The sequence below is a fragment of the Pararhizobium sp. PWRC1-1 genome (genome assembly GCF_049897905.1).
In the GTDB taxonomy this organism is placed as follows: Bacteria; Pseudomonadota; Alphaproteobacteria; order Rhizobiales; family Rhizobiaceae; genus Pararhizobium.
In genome coordinates, this window is sequence record NZ_JAFCXE010000013.1 from 103787 (window position 1) to 129939 (window position 26153).

General features: G+C 60.6%; 25 protein-coding genes. 14 read left to right on the plus strand and 11 right to left on the minus strand.

Features of this window, described 5'->3' with window-relative positions; genetic code table 11:
• Positions 1-316 precede the first annotated feature (316 nt).
• On the plus strand, positions 317-1720 hold the full coding sequence (locus ACP7E0_RS20070) for an efflux transporter outer membrane subunit (RefSeq protein WP_426127197.1): 1404 nt from the start codon (positions 317-319) through the stop codon (positions 1718-1720).
• 387 nt (positions 1721-2107) lie between these two features.
• On the opposite strand, the gene ACP7E0_RS20075 is transcribed toward ACP7E0_RS20070, so the two are convergent.
• Complete coding sequence (locus ACP7E0_RS20075) at positions 2108-3376, minus strand: ATP-binding protein (RefSeq protein WP_426127199.1); 1269 nt, start codon at positions 3374-3376, stop codon at positions 2108-2110.
• Positions 3377-4090, minus strand: coding sequence for a response regulator (locus ACP7E0_RS20080; protein WP_426127201.1), 714 nt, complete (start codon positions 4088-4090; stop codon positions 3377-3379).
• Between the two features lie 388 nt (positions 4091-4478).
• Here ACP7E0_RS20080 and ACP7E0_RS20085 point away from each other — a divergent pair, with 388 nt between their 5' ends.
• Genes ACP7E0_RS20085 through mnhG form a run of 6 tightly spaced genes read left to right on the plus strand, consistent with a single transcriptional unit; the run spans position 4479 to position 10520 of the window.
• A complete protein-coding gene (locus tag ACP7E0_RS20085; protein ID WP_426127342.1) occupies positions 4479-7406 on the plus strand; it encodes a monovalent cation/H+ antiporter subunit A in 2928 nt (975 codons plus the stop codon).
• Entirely contained in the window at positions 7406-7741 is a 336-nt protein-coding gene (locus ACP7E0_RS20090; RefSeq protein WP_113247198.1) for a Na+/H+ antiporter subunit C, read from the plus strand. Before ACP7E0_RS20085 ends, ACP7E0_RS20090 begins: the two co-directional genes overlap by 1 nt.
• Before the next feature lie 6 nt (positions 7742-7747).
• The gene (locus ACP7E0_RS20095) at positions 7748-9373 is read left to right on the plus strand and encodes a monovalent cation/H+ antiporter subunit D (RefSeq protein WP_426127203.1); all 1626 of its coding nucleotides are present in this window, start codon (positions 7748-7750) and stop codon (positions 9371-9373) included.
• A 3-nt stretch (positions 9374-9376) separates the two neighbouring features.
• Positions 9377-9865, plus strand: a complete 489-nt coding sequence (locus ACP7E0_RS20100; RefSeq protein ID WP_426127204.1) for a Na+/H+ antiporter subunit E — start codon at positions 9377-9379, stop codon at positions 9863-9865.
• On the plus strand, positions 9862-10143 hold the full coding sequence (locus ACP7E0_RS20105; RefSeq protein ID WP_426127205.1) for a K+/H+ antiporter subunit F: 282 nt from the start codon (positions 9862-9864) through the stop codon (positions 10141-10143). The genes ACP7E0_RS20100 and ACP7E0_RS20105 overlap by 4 nt, the downstream gene beginning before the upstream one ends.
• Positions 10140-10520, plus strand: a complete 381-nt coding sequence (gene mnhG / locus ACP7E0_RS20110; RefSeq protein WP_426127207.1) for a monovalent cation/H(+) antiporter subunit G — start codon at positions 10140-10142, stop codon at positions 10518-10520. Before ACP7E0_RS20105 ends, mnhG begins: the two co-directional genes overlap by 4 nt.
• A 6-nt stretch (positions 10521-10526) precedes the next feature.
• Here the strand turns inward: mnhG and cobM are convergent, their stop codons facing one another.
• Both cobM and cbiE read right to left on the minus strand, forming a co-directional pair.
• Complete coding sequence (gene cobM, locus ACP7E0_RS20115; RefSeq protein ID WP_426127208.1) at positions 10527-11291, minus strand: precorrin-4 C(11)-methyltransferase; 765 nt, start codon at positions 11289-11291, stop codon at positions 10527-10529.
• A gap of 25 nt (positions 11292-11316) precedes the next feature.
• Complete coding sequence (gene cbiE, locus ACP7E0_RS20120; RefSeq protein WP_426127210.1) at positions 11317-12558, minus strand: precorrin-6y C5,15-methyltransferase (decarboxylating) subunit CbiE; 1242 nt, start codon at positions 12556-12558, stop codon at positions 11317-11319.
• On the opposite strand from cbiE, the gene ACP7E0_RS20125 reads away from it, so the two are divergent.
• Positions 12557-13327: a cobalt-precorrin-6A reductase gene (locus ACP7E0_RS20125; protein WP_426127211.1), complete on the plus strand. Its 771-nt coding sequence runs from the start codon at positions 12557-12559 to the stop codon at positions 13325-13327. The two genes, cbiE and ACP7E0_RS20125, sit on opposite strands and share 2 nt — an antisense overlap.
• Here the strand turns inward: ACP7E0_RS20125 and ACP7E0_RS20130 are convergent.
• The 5 genes from ACP7E0_RS20130 to cobF form a co-directional block, all read right to left on the minus strand.
• The gene (locus tag ACP7E0_RS20130; protein ID WP_426127213.1) at positions 13291-14055 is read right to left on the minus strand and encodes a precorrin-3B C(17)-methyltransferase; all 765 of its coding nucleotides are present in this window, start codon (positions 14053-14055) and stop codon (positions 13291-13293) included. The two genes, ACP7E0_RS20125 and ACP7E0_RS20130, sit on opposite strands and share 37 nt — an antisense overlap.
• Positions 14052-14789 carry a precorrin-2 C(20)-methyltransferase gene (locus ACP7E0_RS20135; RefSeq protein ID WP_426127215.1) on the minus strand — a complete coding sequence of 246 codons (738 nt, stop codon included), beginning with the start codon at positions 14787-14789 and terminating at the stop codon, positions 14052-14054. Before ACP7E0_RS20135 ends, ACP7E0_RS20130 begins: the two co-directional genes overlap by 4 nt.
• A complete protein-coding gene (locus tag ACP7E0_RS20140; RefSeq protein ID WP_426127217.1) occupies positions 14786-15418 on the minus strand; it encodes a precorrin-8X methylmutase in 633 nt (210 codons plus the stop codon). The genes ACP7E0_RS20135 and ACP7E0_RS20140 overlap by 4 nt, the downstream gene beginning before the upstream one ends.
• 2 nt (positions 15419-15420) lie before the next feature.
• Entirely contained in the window at positions 15421-16794 is a 1374-nt protein-coding gene (cobG, locus tag ACP7E0_RS20145) for a precorrin-3B synthase (protein WP_426127219.1), read from the minus strand.
• 144 nt (positions 16795-16938) lie between these two features.
• Positions 16939-17709, minus strand: coding sequence for a precorrin-6A synthase (deacetylating) (gene cobF / locus ACP7E0_RS20150; protein ID WP_426127221.1), 771 nt, complete (start codon positions 17707-17709; stop codon positions 16939-16941).
• A gap of 339 nt (positions 17710-18048) precedes the next feature.
• On the opposite strand from cobF, the gene ACP7E0_RS20155 reads away from it, so the two are divergent.
• The 3 genes from ACP7E0_RS20155 (at position 18049) to ACP7E0_RS20165 (ending at position 22173) form a co-directional block, all read left to right on the plus strand.
• Complete coding sequence (locus tag ACP7E0_RS20155; RefSeq protein WP_426127223.1) at positions 18049-19818, plus strand: type I secretion system permease/ATPase; 1770 nt, start codon at positions 18049-18051, stop codon at positions 19816-19818.
• Positions 19815-21137, plus strand: a complete 1323-nt coding sequence (locus ACP7E0_RS20160) for an HlyD family type I secretion periplasmic adaptor subunit (RefSeq protein ID WP_426127225.1) — start codon at positions 19815-19817, stop codon at positions 21135-21137. Before ACP7E0_RS20155 ends, ACP7E0_RS20160 begins: the two co-directional genes overlap by 4 nt.
• Positions 21138-21264: 127 nt before the next feature.
• A complete protein-coding gene (locus tag ACP7E0_RS20165; protein ID WP_426127227.1) occupies positions 21265-22173 on the plus strand; it encodes a DMT family transporter in 909 nt (302 codons plus the stop codon).
• Here the strand turns inward: ACP7E0_RS20165 and ung are convergent.
• Positions 22170-22871 (minus strand): uracil-DNA glycosylase, encoded by a 702-nt coding sequence (gene ung, locus ACP7E0_RS20170; protein ID WP_426127344.1) that lies wholly within the window; start codon positions 22869-22871, stop codon positions 22170-22172. The two genes, ACP7E0_RS20165 and ung, sit on opposite strands and share 4 nt — an antisense overlap.
• Positions 22872-23059: 188 nt before the next feature.
• On the opposite strand from ung, the gene modA reads away from it, so the two are divergent.
• From modA to modC, 3 genes are all read left to right on the plus strand, one after another.
• On the plus strand, positions 23060-23854 hold the full coding sequence (gene modA / locus ACP7E0_RS20175; protein WP_426127228.1) for a molybdate ABC transporter substrate-binding protein: 795 nt from the start codon (positions 23060-23062) through the stop codon (positions 23852-23854).
• Between the two features lie 102 nt (positions 23855-23956).
• On the plus strand, positions 23957-24658 hold the full coding sequence (gene modB, locus ACP7E0_RS20180; protein WP_426127229.1) for a molybdate ABC transporter permease subunit: 702 nt from the start codon (positions 23957-23959) through the stop codon (positions 24656-24658).
• The gene (gene modC / locus ACP7E0_RS20185) at positions 24655-25722 is read left to right on the plus strand and encodes a molybdenum ABC transporter ATP-binding protein (RefSeq protein ID WP_426127230.1); all 1068 of its coding nucleotides are present in this window, start codon (positions 24655-24657) and stop codon (positions 25720-25722) included. Before modB ends, modC begins: the two co-directional genes overlap by 4 nt.
• On the opposite strand, the gene ACP7E0_RS20190 is transcribed toward modC, so the two are convergent.
• Entirely contained in the window at positions 25697-26092 is a 396-nt protein-coding gene (locus ACP7E0_RS20190; RefSeq protein WP_426127232.1) for a winged helix-turn-helix domain-containing protein, read from the minus strand. The genes modC and ACP7E0_RS20190 overlap by 26 nt on opposite strands.
• Between the last annotated feature and the right edge of the window lie 61 nt (positions 26093-26153).

Below are 26153 nucleotides of genomic sequence, written 5' to 3' on the forward strand. Positions count from 1 at the left end.
CACGCCAGAAACAATTCGACACCGGGTTGACAAACCCCAGACATGTAGACCCTTTAATGGGGCAGTTAATTGTTAACATTCAAGCGGGCACACTGCTTGAAGTACAGTGATTCGCACGGGTGATTCTTTTTGTAAGGCGCCCTTGAAATCACCGCTGGAACGTCCAAGCCGTGGCACTTAGGAAACACCAAAGCTGGGGAAAGTCCATTTCGGGGCCATCTTTGCAATTGTTCCCTCGCATGCGGCGCGGAAAATGTTAAAGACGAAAAGTATGAATCGTTTGTTACCGACCCGCTCGGGCCGGATGGGGACCCAGATGAAAATTGTAAAAGTGCTGCTTCCCTTGAGCCTCGCGCTTCTCTCCGGTTGCGTCGTCGGCCCGGATTATAAATCTCCGACCGCCGATCTGCCGTCGAAATTCTCGCAAGGCGGCAAGGCAGAGTCAGACAATGTCGCGCTTAATCCATGGTGGGAAGCCTTCCGCGACAAGAAACTGAACGGCCTCGTTGGCCAAGGCCTCGGCGAAAACCTTAACGTCCAGCAATCGATTGAACGCGTTGTCGAAGCTCGCGCAAACGTGATTGTCGCAGGCTCGGGCGGCCTGCCTCAAATTAGCGGGAATAGTTCGGCGAGCGTTGCCGGACAGGATGGTTCTTACCTTGGAGGCGGCCACACCGAAACAAAAACGGCCGGCGGTGGTGGCGATGCATCATGGTTGATCGATCTGTTCGGCCAATATGCCCGCGCCAGGGAATCTGCCAATGCCTCGCTTGATGCCGCCTATGCCGACGTCAACGTCGCCCGCTTGGCCTATTTGTCCGACCTGACGAACTCGTATATCGAGGCGCGTTACAATCAGGAAGCCTACGCGCTGCAGCAGAAGAGCCTTGCTTCGCGCCGGGAAACGCTCAAGCTGACGAACGACATCAAGGCGGCCGGTGCGGCATCGAGTCTCGACGTCGTCCAGGCTGAAGGCCTCGTCAACACCACGCTCGCAGAACTCCCGGGCTACCAGACAGGCTTCAACCAGGCAGCAAACCGTATCGCTACCCTGCTCGGCCTGCCGGCAACAACCGTTACCGCGGGCCTGAGAAACGGTGGTTCCCAGCCTTCGCCGCGCTACAATACCAAGATCGGCATTCCTGCCGACCTGGTGCGCAACCGCCCCGATATCCGCAGGGCAGAACGTTTGCTCGCCGCCGCTACCGCTCAGATCGGCGTCGCAGAAGCCCAGCTTTATCCAAGCCTGACCCTCAGCGGCAACATTGACGGTTCGCGCATTGCTGCCTCTGCTGCGACCGGCGGTCTCGGCGCCTGGTCATTCGGTCCAAGCCTGAACATCCCGATCTTCAATGGTGGACGCCTGAAGGCCAATGTTGATATCGCCAAGTCCGGTGCGCAACAGCAGTACCTGAGCTGGAAGCAGACCGTTCTTCAGGGCATCGAAGAAGTTGAAAACGCCCTCGTTGCACTTCGCAACAACTACCAGACAGTCGCAGCCCTGCGCAAAGTGGTCAATTCCTACGAAGAGGCATTGAGCTTGGCGCGCGAAAGCTACAAGGGCGGCGCGACATCGCTGCTCGACGTGCTGGACGCGGAGCGCAACCTTGCCAACTCCCGTATCGCTCTCGCAGCCGGCATTCGCAATCTGGCCAACAACTACGTTTCTCTGAACGTTGCCATCGGCGGCGGCGCAGGCATCGAAGCCATCGGTCAATAAGTCGAAGACACCGCCTCTCGCGGCGACCTGAGACAACAATTATGTGCGGCTGATTTCGATCGGCCGCACATTTTTATTTGCCCGGGGACGTGAGGACAAACTGTCCCGTCGGGGAAAAACAGAACACCTGAAATCGTTATTCATTGTCTATGCGCATTCACCGTCGTGACCATGGGAACAACGATCGGCACAATGTATGGCTGGGAGCATCATGGCGTGACGGGTGCAATCGCACCTGGCTTTGTCGTATTCTGTGCCGGCGCGTTTATAGCCAGTTCGCCCTTTCGGTTTCTGCAAATTCTGACGTGAGCGCACACCGCCATTCCCGGCAGTCATGAATACGCCAACATGAAACCGCCGGGCTTTCAGGCGGACAGCAAGTTTCAATTATGCTTGATCAATCCTGGTCGGCAGCACAAGCGGCAGGCGTACAGTCTGCAACAGACCGCCTTCCCGGCGGTTGACGATGGTGATCGTCCCGCCGTGGTTTTCGATGATCTCGCGGGAAATGGCCAGCCCGAGGCCGGCGCCCGCCACCAGTTGCCGGCGGGCTTGATCAACGCGGAAAAACGGTTCGAAAACACGGCCAAGCAGATTTGGCGGGATGCCGGGGCCGCTGTCCACAATGGTCAAGATGGCTTCGGTTCCATAGTTTGCAAGCGAAACACGCGCACCACCGCCATGGGTCGCGGCATTCACTACCAGATTGCGCAGAGCCCGTTTCAAAGCGAACGGCGATCCTTTGACCAGAACCGGTACGACCAAGCCACGCTCGACGGGTAGATTGGTCTCCTGTGCTTCGTCGGTGATGGCACAAAGGACCACATCCAGCGGCACCCGTTCCTGGGCTGCCAGGCTCACCTCTTCGCGCACCAGCCGGATGGCACTGTCGGCGATGTGATCGAGCTCATCGAGGTCCTTCAACCAGGATTGGCGGTCATCGCCATCGCTGACAAATTCCGCACGAAGCCGCATGCGGGTCATCGGGGTGCGCATGTCGTGACCAGCCGCTGCGATCATTCTCATTCGGCTGGCGACGGCCGCGTTGAGGCGTGTCGCAAGCCGGTTGATGGTCTTGGCTGTCGTTCGAACCTCCACCGGCCCCGTCTCGGGCAATTCGGGGATGATACCGTCGGGGCGAATCATCGCGATCGTTTCGTCAAGAATGCGCAACGGCCGCATCATCACGTTGCTGGCATAGATCGAAATGCCGGTCATGCCGATAGCAACAAGCCCCAGATAGGCCGCAAGCGGCAGATAAGGAAACGGGCCTGGTTCGGGAAAATCCAGATAGGCCCAGCGGCCATCATCCAGCCGAACGGCGATATCCCAGCGGTGCGGATTGAAACTCTTCAAGACGACGACATCGGCCGTGTAACCTTGGCGCCGGCCCTCCGCGAGAATATTATCGGTCCGGTCCTGATCGATGCGGTCCTTCTCTGGCTTGTCCTGGATTTCAATATGCAGAGTCTGCGCTGCCAAGGGATCGGCGCGCAGCAGAAGCAGCGCGAACTCGGCCTTTTCTGCAAGAACGCGATCATACATCACTTCCGGCGGTTTTCGCAGAAGCCAAGCCGTAACGACTGCGGCAATCACCAGAACCAGAACGACCGAGATGATCAGCAGCGCCGTGAACCGCGTGCGAAGCGACAGCATCTAATTGCTCCGTTCGACAGGAACCGCCAACTGATAACCCTTGTTTCGCACTGTCTTCAGCAGCGCAAACACACTCGCATCACCGAGCTTACGGCGCAGGCGGCTGACAAGAATATCAATCGACCGGTCGAAAGGATCGGCGGTCCGCCCCTGTGTCAGGTCAAGCAGCGAATCGCGAGACAGAACACGGCCCGGACGCTGGAGAAACACCACCAGCAGTTCGAACTCCCCGCCGGTCAGATCGACTGCGCTGCCGTCGGGCGCAAGTAAGGTGCGGCTTTCTATATCGGCGACATAATTGGCAAAGACATATTGCCGGCTGCCGGCCGCCGGCGGTTCGGCGCGACCACGGCGCAGCACGGCGCGGATGCGGGCAGACAGTTCGCGCGGGTTGAACGGTTTTCCGAGATAATCATCGGCACCGAATTCAAGCCCGATGATCCGGTCGACATCTTCCTTCAGTGCCGTCAAAAGGATGATCGACAGCTGCGGCATCCTGCCCCGCAAGGAACGGCAGAGATCGAGCCCGGAACCATCCGGCAGCATGACGTCGAGAACCAGCAGATCGATCTTCAACTCGGCCAGCTTGGCCTCGCACTCGCCCTTGCTCCCGGCTAGGCTGATGCGGAAGCCTTGGCCGTCGAGATATTTTCCAAGCAGCCGGCGGATCTCCGGATCATCATCGACGACAAGAATGTGCGGTATTGTATCCATGCGGTGTTTATATCAGCAGCAGGACAAAACGCACGCGCCACGGCCGCTGCCACCAGCCGTTTTCAGTGTCGAAATATTTCCCGTCACACCGATCCTACACTTCGTTACAAAAATCACATCTTGATGTTTCCAAACACAGATTGACCGGCGCACGTGACGATCCGCCATCAAACTGCGATTTCGCGGCACGCCTGGCAACGAATTGCCGCAGGCGGTCAATTTTATCGCCGTTGCGGGTTGGCATGGCAGCCGAAAGCAGACATAAAAACAATGTGCTCTTGCTCCGTTTCGCGGTGCGCTTCGGGCACCGCCGCGGCGCACAAATGCTGCAGCACTCACGGACCCCTCGCGGTCCTGTCATTAGGGAAAGATTTAAGGAAACGGGCACATAGAGATCGCAGCGACATTGCTTCTGATTCTGGTTCTTGCGCCTTTCGCAGGGAGCCTTGTTGCAATCTGCATTCCGGCGCACAAGGGCACGGCCAGCGCCTGGCTTTCAGGCTCGATCGCCCTGTTCTGCCTGGCCACATCGGCCGGCCTCTACCCGATCGTCGCCGCAGACAAAGTGCTCCGCTACGATATCAACTGGCTTCCGGAGCTGGGACTGAATTTCTCGCTGCGCATGGACGGATTCGCCTGGATGTTTGCAAGCCTGGTCACCGCGATCGGCCTGCTCGTCGTCATCTACGCACGCTACTACATGTCGGCAAACGACCCCGTGCCGCGCTTCTTCGCGCTGTTTCTCGCCTTCATGGGCGCCATGCTCGGCGTCGTGCTCTCCGGCAATCTGATTCTCCTGGCGATCTTCTGGGAACTGACCAGCATCATCTCCTTCCTTTTGATCGGTTACTGGCACCACAATGCCAATGCCCGCGACGGCGCCCGCATGGCCTTGACGGTCACAGGCACCGGGGGCCTGTGCATGTTCGTCGGCCTGATGCTGATCGGCCATATCGTCGGCAGCTACGATCTCGATGTCGTGCTCTCGTCCGGCGACCTGATCCGCAACGACCCGCTCTATACGACCGTGCTCATCCTAATCCTGCTTGGAGCCCTGACCAAGAGCGCGCAGTTCCCGTTCCATTTCTGGCTGCCGCATGCCATGGCCGCGCCAACGCCGGTATCGGCCTACCTGCATTCCGCCACCCTCGTCAAAGCCGGCGTGTTTCTGCTGATCCGGCTCTGGCCCGTCATGGCGGGCACGGACCAGTGGTTCTGGATCGTCGGGCTTGCCGGCCTCAGCACCCTTTTGCTCGGCGCCTATTTCGCGATCTTCCAGCAGGACCTGAAGGGGCTGCTCGCCTATTCGACGATCAGCCATCTCGGCCTCATCACGGTTCTGCTCAGTCTCGGAAGCCCGCTGGCTGCGGTCGCGGCGATCTTCCACACCATGAACCACGCCACCTTCAAGGCCTCATTGTTCATGGCCGCCGGGATCATCGATCATGAAACCGGCACCCGCGACATGCGCAAGCTCAGCGGCCTGTTCAAATACATGCCGATCACCGCGACGCTGGCGATGGTTGCCAGTGCCTCCATGGCGGGCGTGCCGCTCTTGAACGGCTTCCTCTCGAAGGAAATGTTCTTTGCCGAGGCGATCGAAACCCACAAATACAATCTGCTCGACACGATCACGCCCTATGTCGCCACACTCGCCAGCATGTTTGCCGTCACCTATTCGCTGCGTTTCATCTACAGCGTCTTCTTCGGCCCGCCGCCGCAGGATTTGCCCAAGATACCCCATGAGCCGCCGCACTGGATGCTGGCGCCGATCTATTTCCTGGTCTTCTCCTGCCTCGTCGTCGGCGTCATCCCGGCCTGGACCATCGGCCCCTTCCTGCACACCGCCGTCCAATCGGTGCTCGGCGACGCGACACCGGTCTATAGCCTTGCCGTCTGGCACGGCTGGAACCTGCCGCTGTTCATGAGCCTGATCGCGCTGGTTGGCGGCATCGGGCTGTTTTTCATCATGCGCCCCTACCTCGCCACCAGCATCGAAGGGCCGCCCTTCTTCCGCCGCCTGGAAGGCCAACGCATCTTCGAGCGCGTGCTGGTGACCCTGTCGTGGAAATGGGCACGGTCGATCGAGATGCGCGCCGGCACCCGCCGGTTGCAGCCACAAATGCGGGTTTTAGTCGCCGTGGCACTTCTCGCAGGAGCCGTCACACTGCTCTCGCAGGGTTTCAAACCGGCCAATATCGTGCTGCGCAACATCGATCCAGCCTTCGCGCTGCTGTGGCTGGTCGGTATGGTCTGTGCCGTCGGCGCCGCCTATCAGGCGAAATTCCATAGGCTCGCCGCGCTCGTGTTGCTTGGCGGTGCCGGCCTTGTCACCTGCGTCACCTTTGTCTGGCTTTCGGCACCTGATCTTGCCGCTACGCAATTGCTCGTCGAGATCGTCACGACGGTTCTCATCCTGCTCGGCCTGCGCTGGCTGCCGAAGCGGATCGAAGATCCCGATGATCCGGAAATGATGACCATCTCCACGCGCCTGCGCCGCCTGCGCGATCTCGCAACGGCAGTCTTCGCTGGCCTCGGTATGATGCTCATCTCCTACACGGTCATGAGCCGGGAAATGCCGGAAACGATTTCGAGCTATTTCCTCGAGCGTGCCTATACCGAAGGCGGCGGCACCAATGTCGTCAACGTCATCCTCGTTGATTTCCGCGGCTTCGATACGCTCGGCGAGATTGCGGTTCTCTGCATCGTCGCCCTGACCGTGTTTGCGCTTCTCCTCCGCTTCCGCCCCGCCACCGAGAGCCTTGAAACGCCGGAGCAGCAGCGCGTCCAGAACGCCTTCGATGACGATCATCCGGACCGCAAGAAGGGCGACAGCATCGCTGAATACCTGCTGGTACCCTCCGTTATCATGCGTTGGATGTTCCCGGTCATCGGCATGCTGGCAGCCTTCCTGTTTTTCCGCGGCCACGATTTACCGGGCGGCGGCTTCGCAGCCGGCATCGCCATGTCGATCGCCTTCATCCTGCAATATATGGCGGGCGGCACGCGCTGGGTCGAGGAACGGCTGCGTATCCATCCGCTGCGCTGGATGGCGATCGGCCTCATCGTCGCCACCGCAACCGGCCTTGGGTCCTGGGTGTTCGGCTATCCGTTCCTGACCTCGCATGCGCAATACTTATCCCTGCCGATCCTCGGCAAGATTCCGCTGGCGAGCGCGATCCTATTCGATCTTGGCGTATTCTCGCTGGTTCTCGGTGCCACCGTGCTGATCCTGATCGCCCTTGCCCACCAGTCGGTGCGCGCACCACGCGCCCTGATCCGGGCCGCGAAGCTGGCTGCGAAGGAGAACGCATAATGGAACTGGTTCTCTCCGCAGGCATCGGCGTCTTGACCGCCTCCGGCGTCTGGCTTCTTTTCCGGCCGCGCACCTACCAGGTCATCATCGGCCTGTCGCTGCTCTCCTATGCCGTCAATCTTTTCATCTTCGGCATGGGCCGGCTCAGGGTCAACGCGCCGCCGGTGCTTGAACCCGGTGGCGCCGGCGGACTTTTGACCCACACCGATCCCATTCCCCAGGCGCTGGTATTGACTGCCATCGTCATCGGCTTTGCCATGACGGCGCTGTTTCTCGTCGTTCTTCTCGCTTCTCGCGGCTTTACCGGCACCGACCATGTGGACGGCAGGGAGTAGCGCGGCATGAACTGGCTCCATCACCTGATCATCCTGCCGATCCTGCTGCCGATCATTACGGCAGCAGCCCTCATTCCCGTCGACGAACGAAACCGGACGCTGAAGGGCGTGATCGCCTTCACATCGACCGTGGTGGTTTTCATCATCAGCGTTCTGCTGATGCAGATGGCAACCTCCTCGGGAGAAGGCGAAACGGGTGCCAGCGTCTATCTGCTTGGAAACTGGCCGGCACCCTTCGGCATCGTTCTGGTGCTTGACCGCCTTTCGGCGCTGATGCTGGTACTGACAGGGCTGCTGGCGATGGCGACGCAGGTGTTCTCGATGGCGAAATGGCATCGGGTGGGCTATCATTTCCATTCGCTGTTCCAGCTGATGCTGGCGGGTCTCAACGGCGCCTTCCTGACCGGCGACCTGTTCAACCTGTTCGTCTTCTTCGAAATGATGCTGGCTGCATCCTACGGACTGTTGCTGCACGGCTCCGGCCCGATGCGGGTCAAGGCAGGCCTGCACTATATCGCTGTCAACCTCGCAGCCTCCTCGCTGTTCCTGATCGGCGTCAGCCTGATCTACGGCGCGACCGGCACGCTGAACATGGCCGATCTTGCCATGCGCATCTCCACGATCGGTCCGGAAAGCCGGATGCTGATGGAAGCGGGTGCTGCCCTTCTTGGCATCGCTTTCCTCGTCAAGGCCGGCATGTGGCCGCTCGGCTTCTGGCTACCCGCGACGTATTCGGCAGCAACCCCGCCGGTCGCCGCGATCTTTGCCATCCTCACCAAGGTCGGCGTCTACATCCTTCTGCGGCTCTCCATGCTGCTGTTCGGCGCAGATGCAGGCGCCTCTCTCGGCTTCGGGCAGGCCGTCCTGCTCTATGGCGGCCTGCTCACCGTCGGTTTCGGCGCGATCGGCGTATTGGCCTCGCAGGCCATGGGCCGGCTTGCCGGCTATTGCGTGCTGGTCTCCTCCGGCACGCTGATGGCGGCGATCGGCCTTGGCAATGGCGCGGTTATCGGCGGCGCGCTGTTTTATCTCGTCAGCTCGACACTGACGATCTGTGCCTTCTTCCTGCTGATCGAACTGGTGGAGCGCGCCCGCGATGCCGGCGCCGACGTTCTGGCGGTGACGATGGAAGCCTATGGCGATGTCGACGAAAACGAGGAGGAAAAGGAGGGCGGCGTCGCCGTGCCCGGCACCATGGCCGTGCTTGGCCTGTGCTTCTGCGCCTGCGCCATCCTGTTATCCGGCCTGCCGCCGCTCTCCGGGTTTCTGGCGAAATTCGCCATGCTGCACGGACTGTTCAATCCCGGCAGCTTCGGCGGCGATGCTCCGGTCTCCGGCGCCGAATGGGCCTATACTGCCCTGCTCATCCTGTCCGGCCTTGCGGCCATGATCGCCATGAACCGCGTCGGCATCCGCACTTTCTGGACATCGATCGAAGGCACCATACCGCGCGTCTTCCTGATCGAGATCACACCCGTTCTGCTGCTGCTGACGGCCTGCGTCTTCCTGAGCTTCCAGGCGGGTCCGGTCATGCGCTACATGGATGCGACGGCGAAATCGCTGGGGGAACCGCAGAACTATATCGGACGCGTGATGTCGGCTCCGCGTGCCGGCCCAGCGGTGGGGGAATAGGCCATGCGCTACTGGTTCCCCTATCCGCTGCTATCGCTGGCCTTGCTGATGTTGTGGCTGTTGATCAACCAGTCGCTGTCGCCCGGTCAGATCGTACTCGGCTCGATGCTCGGCATCGCGTTTGCCTGGGCCATGGTCAATCTCCAGCCCGACAAGACGCGGCTGAAGAATTTTGGCGTGATCGCCGTTCTGGCCGGACATGTGGCCGTCGATGTCGTCCGCTCCAACATCGCCGTGATGGGGGTGATACTGCGCGCCGGAAAACGGTCGGTGAATTCCGGCTTCGTGGCAATCGACATCAGCCTGCGCGACGAGAATGCGCTGGCGCTGCTTGCCTGCATCCTGACGGCGACACCGGGAACCGCCTGGCTCGAATTCGACCGCCAGACCGGCGTTCTCTTGATCCACGTGCTGGACCTAGAGAACGGTGCAGTGTGGTCCGACCTGATCAAACGCCGCTACGAAACCCCGTTGAAGGAGATATTCGAATGAACGAACTCTTCATCATCTGGTCGATCCTGGCCTCTCAGATTCTGCTCGGCCTGGCCATGGGCTGCGCACTCTTCCGGATGGTCCGCGGACCAAGGGCGCAGGATCGTATCCTCGGGCTTGATGCGCTCTATATGGCTGCCATGCTGCTGCTTCTGACATTCGGGATCCGCACAGCCAATTCGATCTACTTCGAAGCGGCGCTGATCATCGCCCTGCTCGGCTTCGTCTCGTCGATCGCCTTTGCCAAATTCCTGATGCGCGGCGAGGTGATCGAATGAGCCATCTGACCGACCTTCCAACCTGGGCAGCGATCCCGGTTTGCATCCTTCTTCTCCTTGGATCGGCTATCACACTGATCGGCTCGATAGGGCTGATCCGGCTGAAGACCTTCTATGGCCGCCTGCATGCACCAACGCTCGGCGCCAGCGCCGGCACCATCCTGATCTGCGTCGCCTCGATGATCACCTTCGCCGTGCTGCAGAACCGCTGGATCCTCCACGAAATCCTGATCATCGTCTTCGTCATCCTGACGACGCCGGTGACCCTGATGCTGCTCGGCCAATCCGCGCTCTACCGCGACCGGATCGAAGGCAAGAACGACGTGCCGCACAAGGCAACCGGCGAGCAGCCGGACACATCAGGCATGGATATCTGAGACTTTCTACAGCCCGTCGCGACCGCGAAACCGCCGCTGGTAGGCCGCATCATAAAGCGAACTCTCGCGGAAATCGGTGGCACCCAGCGTGCGGCCGACAAAGATGAGGGCCGTCCGTTCGATCGGATCGGCCGCCACCTTTGCCTCGATATCGGCGAGTGTACCGCGGATAACCCGCTCATCCGGCCAGGATGCCTTGACGACAATCGCCACCGGGCAATCCGCACCGTAGAGCGGCGTCAACTCCTCAACGACCTGTGCCAGCGCATGGATCGCCAGATGGATGGCGAGCGTCGCACCGGTGGCACCAAACCCGGCCAGCGTCTCGGCATTCGGCATGGGCGATGCCCGGCCGGAAACGCGCGTCAGCACAAGGCTCTGGGCGACGGCAGGGATGGTGAGTTCCCGGCCAAGCGTTGCGGCAGCGGCGGCAAACGCCGGCACGCCGGGCGTCATCGTGTAATCAAGCCCATGCTTCTCAAGCCGGCGGATCTGCTCGGCAACGGCACTCCAGACCGAAAGGTCACCCGAATGCAACCGCGCAACATCATGCCCGGCCGCGGCAGCCTTCACATATTCAGCCTCGATCTCGTCAAGCGACATCGGCGCCGTATCGACGATGCGCGCACCTTCCGGGCAATATTGCAGCAGATCCGGCGAGACGATCGAACCGGCATAGAGGCAGACCGGGCAGCGGGCGATGAGATCGCGGCCGCGCACGGTGATCAGATCTGCAGCACCTGGGCCTGCTCCGATGAAATGAACGGTCATGCTCTGTCCTTTTGAATTACCTGCATCATGGCTTGACCCATGACCATTGTGTCACCGGCATTGCGGGACGCCATCCGGTCATGGCGCCGACGGGAGATGCCCGGGCGATGTCGATACGGATCAGCGATCCGCCAAGCCGTGCCTGATGCTGCAGAAGCACCGCCTCCATCTGCGTCGTGACGGCATTGGCGACCAACCGGCCACCGGTTTTCAAAGCGGCGATCGCCGCGGCCATCACGCCCTCTTCGCTGCCACCACCACCGACAAAGATCGCGTCCGGAGATGGCAACCCGGCAAGGGCTTCGGGCGCTGTACCATGGACGACAGTCAAACCCGGCACACCGAAATTCGCCGCGTTCCGCTTGATGCGTGCGGCGCGATCTGCAGAACCTTCGATGGCAATCGCATGCATTGCCGGATCGCACAGCATCCACTCGATCCCGATCGATCCGGAACCCGCGCCGACATCCCAAAGCAGTTCACCCCGTCGCGGCGCCAGCGCTGACAGCGTCAGCGCGCGAACCTCACGCTTGGTAATCTGACCATCATGCTCGAACAACCCGTCATTGAGGCCGGATGCCAGCGGCAGAATACGCGCGCCCATTTCAGCCACGACCTCGACCGCGCAGATGTTCAGCGGGTTGAGACCCGTCAGCGAAAATTCCGCGGCGATGTGCGACGTGACGCGCTCCTGAGCGCCGCCCAGCGCCTCTAGCACCGTCAGCCGGGATTGCCCGAACCCGCTCGCGGCAAGCAGTTCCGCAAGCTGGCACGGACCACGCACATCCGATGTCAGCGCCAGTATGCGCGAACCCGGATGCAAATGCGGCAGGATCAGATCGAGCGGGCGGCCATGCAGGGACACGATTACCGTATCCTGCAGCGCCCAACCGAGGCGGGATGCCGCCAGGCTGAACGAGGACGGAGCGGGAAGGACACGCATTTCCGAGCGAGCGATCTGCCGCGCAAGCGTCACCCCGACGCCGAAGAAGAAGGGGTCCCCGGACGCCAGCACCACGACTGGCGTTCCGCGCAGCGCAACCACGGCCTCTACTGAACGTTCGAACGGGCTCAGCCATTGATGGCACTGGCCGGCAATCACTGGTGCGGCAAGCTCGAGATGGCGGGCCCCGCCAAAAACCACCGAGGCACTGGCGATGCAGCGCTTGGCCTCGTCTCCGAGACCGGTTAAACCGTCTTCACCAAGGCCGACGATTGTCAGCCAGGGCAGAATGTTGCCGTTAGAAGAGGCCTGATCGTCACCCATGGGCAAACACCGTATCCTGATCCTTGGCGGCACGACCGAAGCGCGACAACTGGCTACTGCGCTGGCTGAACGCAACGATTGCGACAGCCTGCTTTCGCTCGCCGGACGCACGGCAGAGCCCATGGCCCAGCCTGTTCCCACCCGCAGCGGTGGCTTCGGTGGCAGCGACGGACTTGCCAAGTTTCTGAAGGCTGAAAATTTCGATCTTTTGATCGATTCCACCCATCCCTTTGCGGCACGCATCTCGCATAATGCGGCGATCGCGGCAGGCCGCACCCGAATTCCGCTTTTTGCTCTGCGCCGCGCCGCGTGGAAACCGGAACCCGGCGATCGCTGGACCCGTGTTCGCTCTGTCCCAGACGCAGTCGAGGCTCTCGGCGCCGCGCCGAAACGCGTTTTCCTCGCCATCGGCAGACAGGAAGCTTTCCATTTCGAAACCGCGCCCCAGCACCAGTATCTGATCCGCAGCGTCGATCCCGTCATGCCGCAGCTCGGCGTACCCCATGCGCGCTATATGCTGGCGACCGGCCCCTTCGAGGAAGCCGCTGAACGGGAACTTCTGATCGACAACCGGATCGAGGTCATCGTCGCCAAGAACAGTGGTGGAACCGCCACCTATGGCAAGATCACTGCGGCCCGTACTCTCGGCATCGCGGTGGTCATGGTTGAGCGCCAGCAACCGGACGATGTCCGCACGGTTGAAACTGTCAATGACGCGCTCGGCCTTGTCGATCACCATTTCTCCCCGGAGATGAAACGCGGCGTATAAACCAGATCGGGTTTGCCCGGACGCGGGATGACCCGGGTCTCCGGCGAGCCGATGATCACGCAGGTCGCCATATCCGCCTTTTGTGCGTCCGCCTGCCCGAGCGGCATGACCAGCATGCGTTCGTCGGGACGGCCAGCCGCGCGGCCGAAGATTACCGGCGTTTCCGCCGGCAGCACGGTACGCAGGATATCGAACGCTTCGCCGAGCTGCCAGGGCCGCGCCTTGCTGATCGGATTATAGAGTGCAATCACCAGGCCTGCTTGCGCCACCAGCTTCAAACGGCGGGTAATCACATCCCAGGGCTTCAGATTGTCCGACAGCGAGATGGCACAGAAATCATGGCCGAGCGGAGCGCCGATGCGGGCAGCAACGGCGAGCATGGCGGTGACCCCCGGCACGATGACGAGATCAATCGTGCGCCATTCGCCCGGCCCGTTGTCGATCGCCTCGCAGACGGCGGCGGCCATGGCAAAGACGCCGGGATCGCCGCCGGAGACGACGCAGACATCGGTGCCCGAGACGGCACGAATAATGGCCGCCTGCGCCCGGTCGAGTTCCTCGCGATTGTCCGACGCAATACGGTTCTGATCCGGGCGGAGCGACAGCCGGTCGAGATAGGGGCCGTAGCCGAGAAAATCGGTCGACTTCGAGACCGCGTCGAGGGCCTCGGGCGTCATCTGCTGTGGACCGCCCGGACCTGTGCCGATCACATAAAGCGTGCCGCTCATGGCCTGCCGCTCCAGCCGGGAACCAGCACCAGCGAAAAATAAGGTGCGACGTCGTCGGCTTTTTCAGCCAGCGGGATCATCGCGGAATTCGCCATCGTGCCGCGCTCGACATAAACGGCCTGGCCAAGTTTTCCAGCGGCCGTCAACGCCCGGCGAATCTTCGGCAGATTGCGGCCAACCTTCATGATCACGGCTGCCTCGGTATCGCCGAGGCGGCGGGTCAGCTGATCTTCACCCATCGTGCCCGGCAGCACGGAAAGCACATCGTCCCCCTGCACGATCGGTAGGCCGGCGAGCGACCAGCAGCCGGACATGGCGGTGATGCCCGGAATGACCTCGACCGGGTAACGCCCCGCAAGCCGCACATGCAGATGCATGTAGGAGCCGTAGAACATCGGATCGCCTTCGCTGAGGATGGCGACCGTCTTGCCTGCATTGAGATGTTCGGCAACAGCCGCTGCCGACGCATCGTAGAAGCCGGTGATCTGGCTCTTGTAGTCGTCGTGGTCCTTGTCGATCTCGACAGTGACCGGATAATAAAGTGGCAATTCGAGCAGACCGGGCTTCAGCAGCCCATCGACAACCGCGCGTCCGTTGCCGCGCCTGCCTTCCTTAGCGAAATAGGCGAGCACGTCGGCCGCCGCCAGCGCCTTGATGGCCTTGAGGGTCAGAAGCTCCGGATCGCCGGGCCCAGTGCCGACCCCAATCAGCCGGCCAGTCGAGGCGGCGCTCACAGGCCCGGCCTCGCCAGCGAATTGACCGCAGCTGCCGTCATCGCGCTACCGCCAAGACGGCCGCGCACGATGGCATAGGGCACGCCATAGGAATTTTCGGCCAGCGCATCCTTTGATTCCGCCGCACCGACGAAGCCGACCGGCATGCCGATGATCGCCGCCGGCTTTGGCGCGCCGTCGCGCAGCAGTTCCAGCAGGAAGAACAGTGCCGTCGGCGCATTGCCGATGGCAACAACCGATCCGGAGAGACGCTCGACCCACAGTTTCAAGGCAGCGGCAGAGCGGGTATTGCCGATCTCGCGAGCGATGTCCGCCGTCTGCGGTTCGCGCAAGGTGCAGATCACGTCATTATCGGCCGGCAGGCGGGCGCGGGTGATGCCATGGGAGACCATGAAGGCATCGCAGAAGATCGGCGCGCCGTTCTTCAGGGCCTGGCGGGCAGCCGGGACGAAGCCGGGAGAGAACTCGAAATATTGCGCGGCATCCACCAGCCCGCAGGCGTGCACCATGCGAACGGCGAGATCTGCCTCTTCCTCGGAAAACCGGGACAGATTTGTTTCGCTGCGAATGATGGCAAACGAGCGTTCGTAGATGGCATCGCCATCCCGGATATAATCGTAATCAGGCATCTCTATCCCTGTTGAACCGCGGCTGTGATCCCATCCGCTCCGAGCCGTGTAAGGCAGGATCGGGCCGATTCGCCACCCTGTTTCCGCTCAGACACCAGCTTGTCGAGGTGTTCAAGCGCGGTTCTTATGTTGTTTTCTTCGATATAAGCGGTTGGCACTGCCGATGCTGGGCCATTTACGACAAGTCCGTAGCCTGTTGGCGCAGCCGTGATCGTCAGAGCCGAGGCAGATGGCTTGGCGCAGCCCTTGGCGCAGCCGGAAACATGCACCGTCAGCGATCCGTCGAGCAGCGCCGGTGCGGTATCGACAACCATTTGCGCCACGGCTCGCGTATCGATCCGCGCCGAGGCGCAGGCGCCAAGACCAGCGCAGGCAGCGATGTGATTTCGCGGATCCCGCGGAACGGCCCGCAGGCCATGACCGAGAGCCAAAGCCTGCGCCGCACCGATCCGGTCAGGCGCAATACCCAGCACCATCAGCGCATGGCCGGGCGCCAGCCGGATTTCCGTCGCCCCCAGTATTTCGAGCGCTTCGAGCAATGTGCCAACACCCAGCGCGTGGATTTGTCCGAATGGCAGGCCGATGCCGAGAACAGAGCAACCTTTCCCAAGATCATGAATACCGGCAGCGTTCGGTGCGGGCACCATGGGCGCGATCTCGTCGAGATTGAGTGTCGTTGCCCAGCGGGTTGCAACCGCACCGACGATATCACGGGCGCGGGCGTCCCTGCCGATCGCAGCAAGGTTTTTGAGAATATCCATCACTGCCGGGACGACAGCCGCTTCTTCCAGCGCCGCAATCCGCCTTGCCGTCGTTTCCGTACCGGCAAGAGACAACAGCCAAAGCACTTGTCCATTGGTCCGAACCGCGCGCAACCGAATATCGGCGGTGACTGCACCCAGATTCAACTGGCCGCCGCCATCGATGACGACCGATAGCTTCGGCGCCAGGGCCAAAGGCGGCTGATGTGCAGCCACAGCATCACGCAACCGCTCAGCAGCGGAAACAGCATCGGCAATTTCAGTTGGATCCAGTCCGGCCAGCGGCGGCGTTTCAATCGCTAGCCCCTCTGCGATCGCTATCCCAGCCTCGGCGACTTTTTGGGACAGAAGCGGGACGGTCTGCGCGGTCAAGCCACGGATTTGCAGATTGCCGCGCGCCGTGATCTCGAGGATGCCGTTTCCACACAAAGCAGCCGCATCGGCTATCGCCGTCAGTTCCGCGAGCGCAAACCCCGATTTTTTGGGCCGCAAGCGCACCAAAAGACCGTCGCCCGTCATCATCGGCGTTGACAATGATGGACACGCACCGCGGCGCATCGGCGCGATCTGCGTGGCTTGCATTGATCTATCGGATGGTGCGGCACAGAACGTCATGACAGGCAGCTAGCCATCTCCAGTCTTAAAAAAGCAAATCCAAAGTCCCAGGCCACCATTTGCCCGTGACAACAGCACTCTACAACACAGACAAACCGGCCGCCATGCCGTGTACCAAGTCAAAACGAAGCACCGCTTTCGCCGCTATTCTTCGAAATCCGCACCCTTCTGCAGAAGGTAGATATCCATGATCCAGCCATGCTGTGCCCGCGCCGCCGCCCGGGTTTTGAGGATATCCTCCTTCACGTCGGCAAGGCGTCCTGAAATGATGATCTCCTGCTCGGTACCAAGATAGGCGCCCCAGTAGATCCGCGCGTCCGGATCCTCGATCTTCATAAACGCCTGCTCGCCATCAAGCATGACGACGGCCGTCTCGCTTTTCTGCGGAAAGCTTTCGGACAGGCGCCGGCCAGTGGTGATCTCCACGGGCTTGCCAACGAGATTGAGCGGGATCCTGTGGCTGGCGGCAAGCGCCTGAATGCTGGTAATGCCGGGAATGACCGAATAGTCGAATTGCACCGTCTCCAACGCCCGAACACGCTCAATGATCCGGATGGTGCTGTCATAGAGCATAGGATCACCCCAGACGAGAAAGGCGCCGGTCTCCCCCTCCTCAAGCACTTCAAGCAGAAGACGTTCGTAGGTTGCTGCAATCGCGGCGTGCCACTCATCGACGCTCTGCGAATAAGAGCGCCCCGCAATCTGGCGAACGGGAACCTCGAATTCCACGACCCGGTTGTCCCGTCTCGTGACATGGCGCGAGACGATATCACGGCGGATTTCGGCTAGCTGAGCCTTCGCTTCGCCCTTGGTCGGAATGAACAGGACGGCCGCTGCATTCAGAGCATTGATTGCCTGAACGGTGAGATGCTCGGGATTACCGGTACCGATGCCGACGATCAGGATATTTCTCATTTTTCAGCCTTTTCGAAGATTTACCGTCTTTGTCCGATTGCTCTGTGGAGCGCAAGGCGACAGGGAGTTTGGAAAAATCTAAGTAATTGTTTAGAAAGCAAAAATACTTTCACCAAGCGACTCGAAAACTATGCTATGAATCAATTTCTGTCCCTCTAACGACGACAAATTCGTTTACATTAGCGAAAATTCATTTACATAGGCGCCGATAGCCGCCCGTTGGCGACGCTCCATTTATGCCCCCCAGGTGACATGTTTCCCGGGAATGCGACTTCAGAGAGATAGTCGCGCATTGTGCATTCCATTTGAGACGCAAAGCGCCTCGTAAGGACCTCAACAGTGACGAATCATTCGAAAAATAAAGTCAGCGCATCCGACCCAGGCGAGGCGCTGTGGAACTGCAAGGCAGGCTTCATCGGTATCTTTGTCGCCAGTGCGCTGGTCAATATCCTCTATCTCACCGGCTCCTTCTTCATGCTTGAAGTCTATGACCGGGTTATTCCGAGCAGAAGCATCCCCACGCTCATTGCGCTTTGCCTGCTCGCACTGCTGCTTTATGCATTCCAGGGCGCTTTCGAAATGATGCGCGGCCGCATGCTCGTGCGCGTTGCCGGCGCACTCGATGAAGCCATGAGCGCGCGTATATATCGAGCAGTGGTTCAGGCACCGTTGAAATTGCGCACCCAGGGCGATGGCCTGCAGGCGTTGCGGGACTTCGACCAGGTTCGCTCATTCCTGTCGGGCAGCGGCCCAGCCGCATTCTTCGATCTGCCGTGGCTCCCCTTCTACATCGGCATCTGCTTCCTGTTCCATCCGTTGATCGGCGTCGTTGCGATCGTCGGTTCGATTATTCTCATCATCCTGACCTTCCTGACCAATCGCGGCACGGAAGGCCCGTCAAAGAGAGCATCCGAGGCAGGCAACCAGCGCAACGCCTTTGCTCAAGCCTCGCAACGCAATGCCGAAGTCATGCAGGCCATGGGCATGATGGGCCGGATGTCGCAGCTCTGGGAACATCGTAACGACACTTATCGGGAACATAACCGCACAACCTCCGACGTCGGCAACGGTTATGGTGCCTTGTCCAAGGTGTTTAGAATGGCGCTGCAGTCTGCAGTTCTGGCAACAGGCGCGGTCCTCGTCATCGAAGGAATGGCATCTCCTGGCATCATTATTGCCGGCTCCATCCTGACGGCGCGGGCGCTGGCCCCGGTGGAACTGGCCATCGGCAACTGGCGCGGGTTTGTTTCCTGCCGTCAGAGCTGGCAGCGGCTAAAGGATTTGCTGCAGGCCCTGCCGGAACGCGACGCGCCAATGGAACTGGCAGTACCGAAAGAGAAGCTCAGCGTTGAAAATCTGGCCGGCGGCCCCCCCGGCGCACAGCGCCTGACCTTTGCAGAAGTCAATTTCACCATATCCGCCGGTACGGCGCTTGGTGTTATCGGCCCGAGCGCCTCGGGTAAATCCTCGCTCGCACGTGCCTTGATCGGCATCTGGCCCTCATTTCGCGGGGCAGTACGCCTTGATGGTGCGGCACTCGACCAATGGGACAGTGACCGGCTCGGCCGCTCCATCGGCTACCTGCCACAGGACGTCGAACTTTTCGCCGGCACGGTGGCGCAGAATATCGCCCGCTTCATCGAAAACGCCTCGCCGGATGCCATCGTCTCAGCGGCTCGGGCAGCGCGTGTCCACAATCTCATTCTCAAACTGCCGAACGGCTATGAGACAGAGATCGGCGAAGGCGGCACGGCCTTGTCGGCTGGTCAGCGCCAACGCCTGGCCCTTGCTCGCGCTCTTTACGATGAACCGTTCCTCGTCGTCCTCGACGAGCCCAATTCCAATCTCGACGCGGAGGGCGAACGAGCCCTCAGCGAAGCGATCATGAGCGTGCGCGCGCGCGGCGGTATCGTCATCGTCATCGCTCACCGGCCAAGCGCACTTGCCGCTGCCAACATGGTTTTGATGATGAACGAGGGCCGCATGCAGGCCTTCGGGCCGAAGGACGAAATCCTCGCGCAGATCCTGCGCAAGGAAAGCCAGCAGCCTCAAATAGCCAAAACAGCCTCGCTGAAAATCGTGAGTGAAGGACAGGATTCCGCATCGTGAACGATATCGTAACAAAGCCCGTAACCTCGCGCCGCTCGCTTGGCCGGCACATCACCGCCGTATCGGTCCTGGCGTTTGCGCTGATCGTCGGGGTCGGCGGCTGGGCAATGACCACCGAACTGTCGAGCGCGATCGTCGCGAGTGGCACAGTCGTCGTCGAGAACAACGTCAAGAAGATCCAGCACCTGACCGGTGGCATCGTTGGCGAAGTGCTGGTCAAGGAAGGCGACACCGTCACGGCGGGCCAGATCCTGATCAAGCTCGACGGCACCACCGTGCGTGCCAACATGTCGATCGTCCGCAATACGCTGGCGCAGCTCTATGCCCGCAAAGCCCGTCTGCTGGCGGAGCAACTGGGGGCCGACGATTTCAAGATCCCGGAGAATCTGGACGAATTGACGTCGGGCACGAGTACTCCCGGCAGTGTCCTTGAGGAGAGCGAACGCACGCTGTTCGTCAGCCGGAAAAACGCGCTTGTTGGCATGAAAGCCCAGCTTGCGTCACGCAAGGACCAGCTTGCCGACGAGACAAAGGGGCTGACCGTCCAGCTGGCTGCGATCGAGGACGCGGTGAAGCTCATCAATGAAGAGCTCAAAGGGCTCGAAAAGCTCTACGGCAAGGGTCTCATTCCAATGCAGCGAGTGGTTGAGTTGAAACGTGACCGGGCTCAACTCGACGGCGACCGTGGCGCCCGTCTCGCCGCACGCGCCCAGTCCGCCGGAAAGTCGAGCGAAGTCGATCTGCAGATACTACAGCTAGACGAGGACCGCCGCACCGAAAACGCCAAGGAATTGACGGACGTCGAGGCAAAGATCGCCGAATACGAGGACCGCCGGGTCGCCGCCATTGACCAGTTGAAGCGCCTGGATATCCGTGCGCCACTGGACGGCCGGATCTATCAGCTGGCTGTCCATACTGTGAACGGTGTCATCAATCCGGGCGAAGTACTGATGGTTGTGGTCCCCGGCTCGGACGGCCTGACTGTCGAAGCCAAGATCGCCACCCATGACATTGACCAGATCCGTGTCGGCCAGCCGGTGGAAATCCGCTTTAGCGCCTTCAACCAACGCACCACCCCGATCGTCGACGCGGAAGTCGTCACCGTCGCACCTGACCTGGTTACGGACCAGCGGACAGGCTCGAGCTATTACCCGCTACGCATCAAGCCGAAAACGGAAAGTCTGGCGGGCCTGAAGGGGCTTACCCTCTACCCGGGCATGCCGGCCGAGGTCTTCATCAAGATCGGCGACCGCACCGTAATCTCGTATCTCGCCAAGCCGCTGACTGAACAGATTCAGCATACATTCCGGGAGGATTGATCCCATCAGGCAACACGGCGGTGATCGACACCGCCGTGTTGCTGGAAAACGCCGATGTAAAACAATCCGTACTGCATCGCCAAAATCGCGTGGCAGGCTCCGGCACAGCCGGTGTATGACCGATGTCATGACCTCGAAGCGAACCGGCTACATCTTCGTCCTACTTGCCCTTGTCATCTTCTCGATACAGGACGCGATCTCCAAGCATCTGGGCGGCCTCTACCCTCCGGTCTTCATAACAATGATCCGCTATTGGGCCTTTGCCGCGTTCGCCATCGCCCTGGCAGCCCGTTCGCGCGGCGGCTTATCCGTCACGGCAAGGACGAAACGCCCGATCCTGCAGATTCTGCGCGGCATCCTGCTGGTCGCACAGATCGTTATCGTCATCATTTCTTTCTCAAGGGTCGGTCTTGCCCATTCGCAGGCGATTTTCTCCTCCGGTCCACTGTTCGTGGCGCTTCTTTCCATGCCGCTGCTCGGCGAGCGCGTTGGCTGGCGGCGCTGGACGGCGATCATCGTCGGGTTGCTGGGCGTGTTGCTGATTTTGAAACCCGACGACAGCAGCTTCGACATCAATTTCCTGATCCCGATCTCCTCGGCGCTGATCTTTGCGATCTACGTCATCTCGACACGGCTGGTCAGCCGCGACGACGGCGCGATGACGAGCTTTTTCTACACCGGCGTTGCCGGTGCTGTTGCGATCACCCTTGTCGGACCTTTCTACTGGACGACGCTCGCGCCGCAGGACTGGGCCTGGATGCTGCTTCTGTGCATCACCGGAACGACCAGCCATTTCTTCCTGATCAAGGCCTATGAACTTCTGGACGCGTCCGAGGTTCAACCGCTGACCTATCTCCAGCTGGTTTTCGCCTCGATCATCGGCGTCTCGATCTTCGGCGAGACGCTGAACCTCAACATGATCCTTGGCTCGGTGATCGTCGTCTGCGCCGGTATTTTCACCGTCTGGCGCGAAAGCGTCGTTGCCCGGCGGAATGCCAAGAAACCCGAACCACCATCCTCCCAGACGTTGACCTAAGCCAGCATCTCCGGATTGGCGGGCAGAGCCCAGTCGATCGGTTCGCGTCCTTTCGAGACGAGAAAGTCATTGGCCTTGGAAAAGGGTTTGGTGCCGAAAAAACCGTTATGGGCCGAAAGCGGCGACGGGTGCGGCGAGCGGATCACCAGATGGCGCGACTGGTCGACGAAAGACGCCTTCTTCTGCGCATAGGCTCCCCAGAGGATGAAGACGACCGGATGCTCCTGATCGTTGACAGCCCGGATGATCGCATCGGTGAATTTTTCCCAGCCCTTGCCCTGGTGTGATGCCGCCATCGCCCGTTCGACCGTCAGCACGCTGTTGAGCAACAAGACGCCCTGCCGCGCCCAGCTTTCCAGGAAACCGTGACGGGCGGGCGGGATACCGAGATCGCTTTGCAACTCCTTGTAGATGTTCACCAGCGATGGCGGCGAACGCAAGCCGGGTTTGACGCTGAACGATAACCCATGCGCCTGCCCCTCGCCGTGATAGGGGTCCTGACCGAGGATAACGACGCGCACTTTGTTGAGCGGCGTCAGGTCGAGGGCGCGAAAATACTCCGGCCCCTTGGGGAAAATCTGCTTTCCCTCGTTCCTCTCCTCTACCAGGAATTTTTTCAACTCGGCCATGTAAGGGCTGGAGAATTCCGCGTTCAAAGCCGCCTTCCAGCTCTCCTCGATCTTCACAGTCGATTCCATGGCATTCCCTACCCTGTTCATTCCGGTCAATCCTGTGCCGCCGAATTTAACGTCAGCCCCGTCGATGGCAAGCAGCACGGCGCAGGTTGAGACGAATGAGTTTCAATATATTTTGATCAATATAACGCTGGCCAATCGAATTATACCGTTATATCTAAAGGGATATCTCGAAACCAATGGGGGACCGCATGCGCACTGAACGTCGAACCTTGCTGAAATTTCTCGGAACTGCCGCCGTTGCACTCTGGATCGGCGGCACGTCGCTCGTCCAGCCTGCCGCCGCTGCCGAAAAGGTCACGGTCTTTGCCGCGGCAAGCCTCAAGAACGCGCTCGATGCCGTCAATGCCGAATGGCAGAAGGAAGCCGGCAAGGAAACCACCGTTTCCTACGCGGCAAGCTCGGCACTCGCCAAGCAGATCGAATCCGGCGCACCGGCCGACGTTTTCATTTCAGCTGACCTTGCCTGGATGGACTACGTCGCTGAAAAGAAGCTGATCAAGGATCATACCCGCGCCAACCTGCTCGGCAACCGTATCGTGCTGGTCACCGGCAAAAAGGATGCTGCCCCGGTCGATATCAAGCAGGGGCTTGATCTGAAGGCCCTGCTCGGCGACGAAAAGCTCGCCATGGGCGCCGTCGATTCCGTTCCGGCCGGCAAATACGGCAAGACGGCGCTTGAAAAGCTCGGCATCTGGTCGTCGGTCGAAAAGAATGTCGCCGGCGCTGAAAACGTCCGTGCAGCGCTTCTACTGGTTTCCAAAGGCGAAGCGCCCTACGGCATCGTCTACCAGACGGATGCGGCCGCCGACAAAGGCGTGACGATTGCCGGCACCTTCCCGGAAGACAGCCATCCACCGATCGTCTACCCGATTGCAATTACCGCCGACAGCAAGAATCCGGACGCCGCCGCCTATGTCGGCTTCGTCAAGTCTGCCAAGGCGGCCGCTCTATTCGAAGCCCAGGGCTTCACGATCCTGAAGTAAGTTGGCCTGAAATAAAACTACCCGAAATAAGACAACGATGCGCTCTATCCGCCAATGGATGGAGCGCATATCGTTTGACCGCTGGGGACGGAGCATAGGCATTTGGATTGGTTGGCTTTAAGCGACGCGGAATGGACGGCGATCCGCCTCAGCCTGCGCGTATCCTTCGTCGCCATGATCGTCAGCCTGCCGTTTGCCATCGGCATTGCCATGCTTCTGGCACGCGGGCGTTTCTGGGGGAAATCCATCCTCAATGGCCTGGTTCATCTTCCCCTGATCCTGCCACCGGTCGTTACCGGCTTTCTTCTTCTGGTTCTGTTCGGCAAACGCGGCCCGATCGGTGCGTTTCTCGCCGAATATACCGGCATAGTCTTTTCCTTCCGCTGGACCGGCGCTGCTCTTGCCTGCGCGGTGATGGCTTTTCCGTTGATGGTGCGCAGCATCCGCCTGTCGATCGAGGCTGTGGACCGCCGGCTGGAACAGGCGGCATCGACACTAGGCGCTGGACCAATTTGGGTCTTCCTCACCGTCACGCTGCCACTCGTGCTGCCGGGCGTCATCGCCGGCATGGTCCTCGCTTTTGCCAAGGCGATGGGCGAATTCGGTGCGACGATCACCTTCGTCTCCAATATTCCCGGAGAAACCCAGACACTGTCTTCGGCGATCTATACCTTTACCCAGGTTCCCGGTGGCGATGCGGGTGCATTTCGCCTGACCCTCATTTCCATCGTCATTTCCATGGCTGCCCTGATGGTGTCGGAAATTCTCGCAAATCTCGCAGCGAAGAAGGTTGACGCGGCATGAGCCTTGAGGTCGATATCCGCCACAGGCTTGGCGCGTTTTCCGTCGAAGCGGCATTCTCGGCGGACAAGGGAGTGACCGCCCTCTTCGGTCGCTCGGGCTCCGGCAAGACCTCGCTGATCAACATCATCGCCGGGCTGATGCGGCCCGGGAGCGGGTCTCTGACCTTCAACGGCGACGTGCTTTTCGACGGTGACAACCGTGTTTTCGTGCCCGCGCACAAACGCCGCTTCGGTTATGTCTTTCAGGAATCCCGCCTCTTTCCGCATCTGAGCGTCCGGCGCAATCTCGGCTATGGCCGATGGTTTGCCCGGCGCAGCCATGGCGGAGCGGATTTCGACCGGATCGTCGATCTGCTCGGCGTCGGCGCCCTGCTGGACCGCGCACCGGCTAATCTCTCCGGCGGCGAAAAGCAGCGTATCGCCATTGGCAGGGCGCTGTTGTCTAATCCGCGCCTTCTGCTGATGGACGAGCCCATGGCCGCGCTCGACGAGGAACGCAAGGCGGAGATCCTGCCCTATCTGGAGCGATTGCGCGACGAGGCGGATATTCCGATCATCTATGTCAGCCACTCGGTCGCCGAGGTCGCCCGGCTGGCGACAAAGGTCATCATTCTGGAAAACGGCCGCGTCAGCGCGTCAGGTGACGCAGCAACCATCCTCAGCCAACCCTCCTCGACCATCAGCCGGCGGGAAGCCGGCGTGGTGATCGACGGCATAGTCGAGGCGACGGACGCAGAACATCAAATCACCGTCATCCGTGCAGGAAAGGCTGAAATCCGTGTGCCGGACCTGCATGCTGCCATCGGCAAGAGCGTGCGGCTGCAAATCGCCGCTCGCGACGTCATGCTGGCAACCAGCCGGCCGGAAGGGCTGAGCGCGCTCAACATTCTGCCCGCAACGATCATCGAGATCGGGGAACCGGCGCAAGGCATGGTCGATGTTCGGCTGGATTGCGGTGACGTGACGATCGTTTCGCGGGTAACGGCGCTGTCGCGCGACCTGCTCGGACTGCATACCGGCAAGCCGGTTCATGCCATTATCAAGAGCGTGGCTCTGGATCTCTGATCTCCGGCGCGCTTGCGCTGAGATTGTCCTGCAACCAGGCCAGTTCGGATGCCAGCGCCGCCTGTGCCTTCTCCTCCATCGCGCGGAACTGACGGATCAACGCCTCACCGAAGGGCGTCAAAACCGCACCGCCGCCCTGTTTTCCACCACGCTGCGATTCCACAGCCTCCTGCCTGAACATGCTATTGAGCGCGCTCACCAAAAGCCAGGCCCGCCGGTAGGACATATCCATGGCACGGCCCGCAGCCGAGATCGATCCGGTTTCGCGGATATGCTCGAGCAACTCGATCTTGCCTCGGCCCAACCGTTCGGCATGGGGGAAATCGACCCGCAAAACGGGGTGGAGACTGCTGTGATCTATCTGTGTCATGCGGTTCTACGTGCCCTGGCTGGATCGATAAAAGATTATCGCGCCCGCCTGCCGATGTATA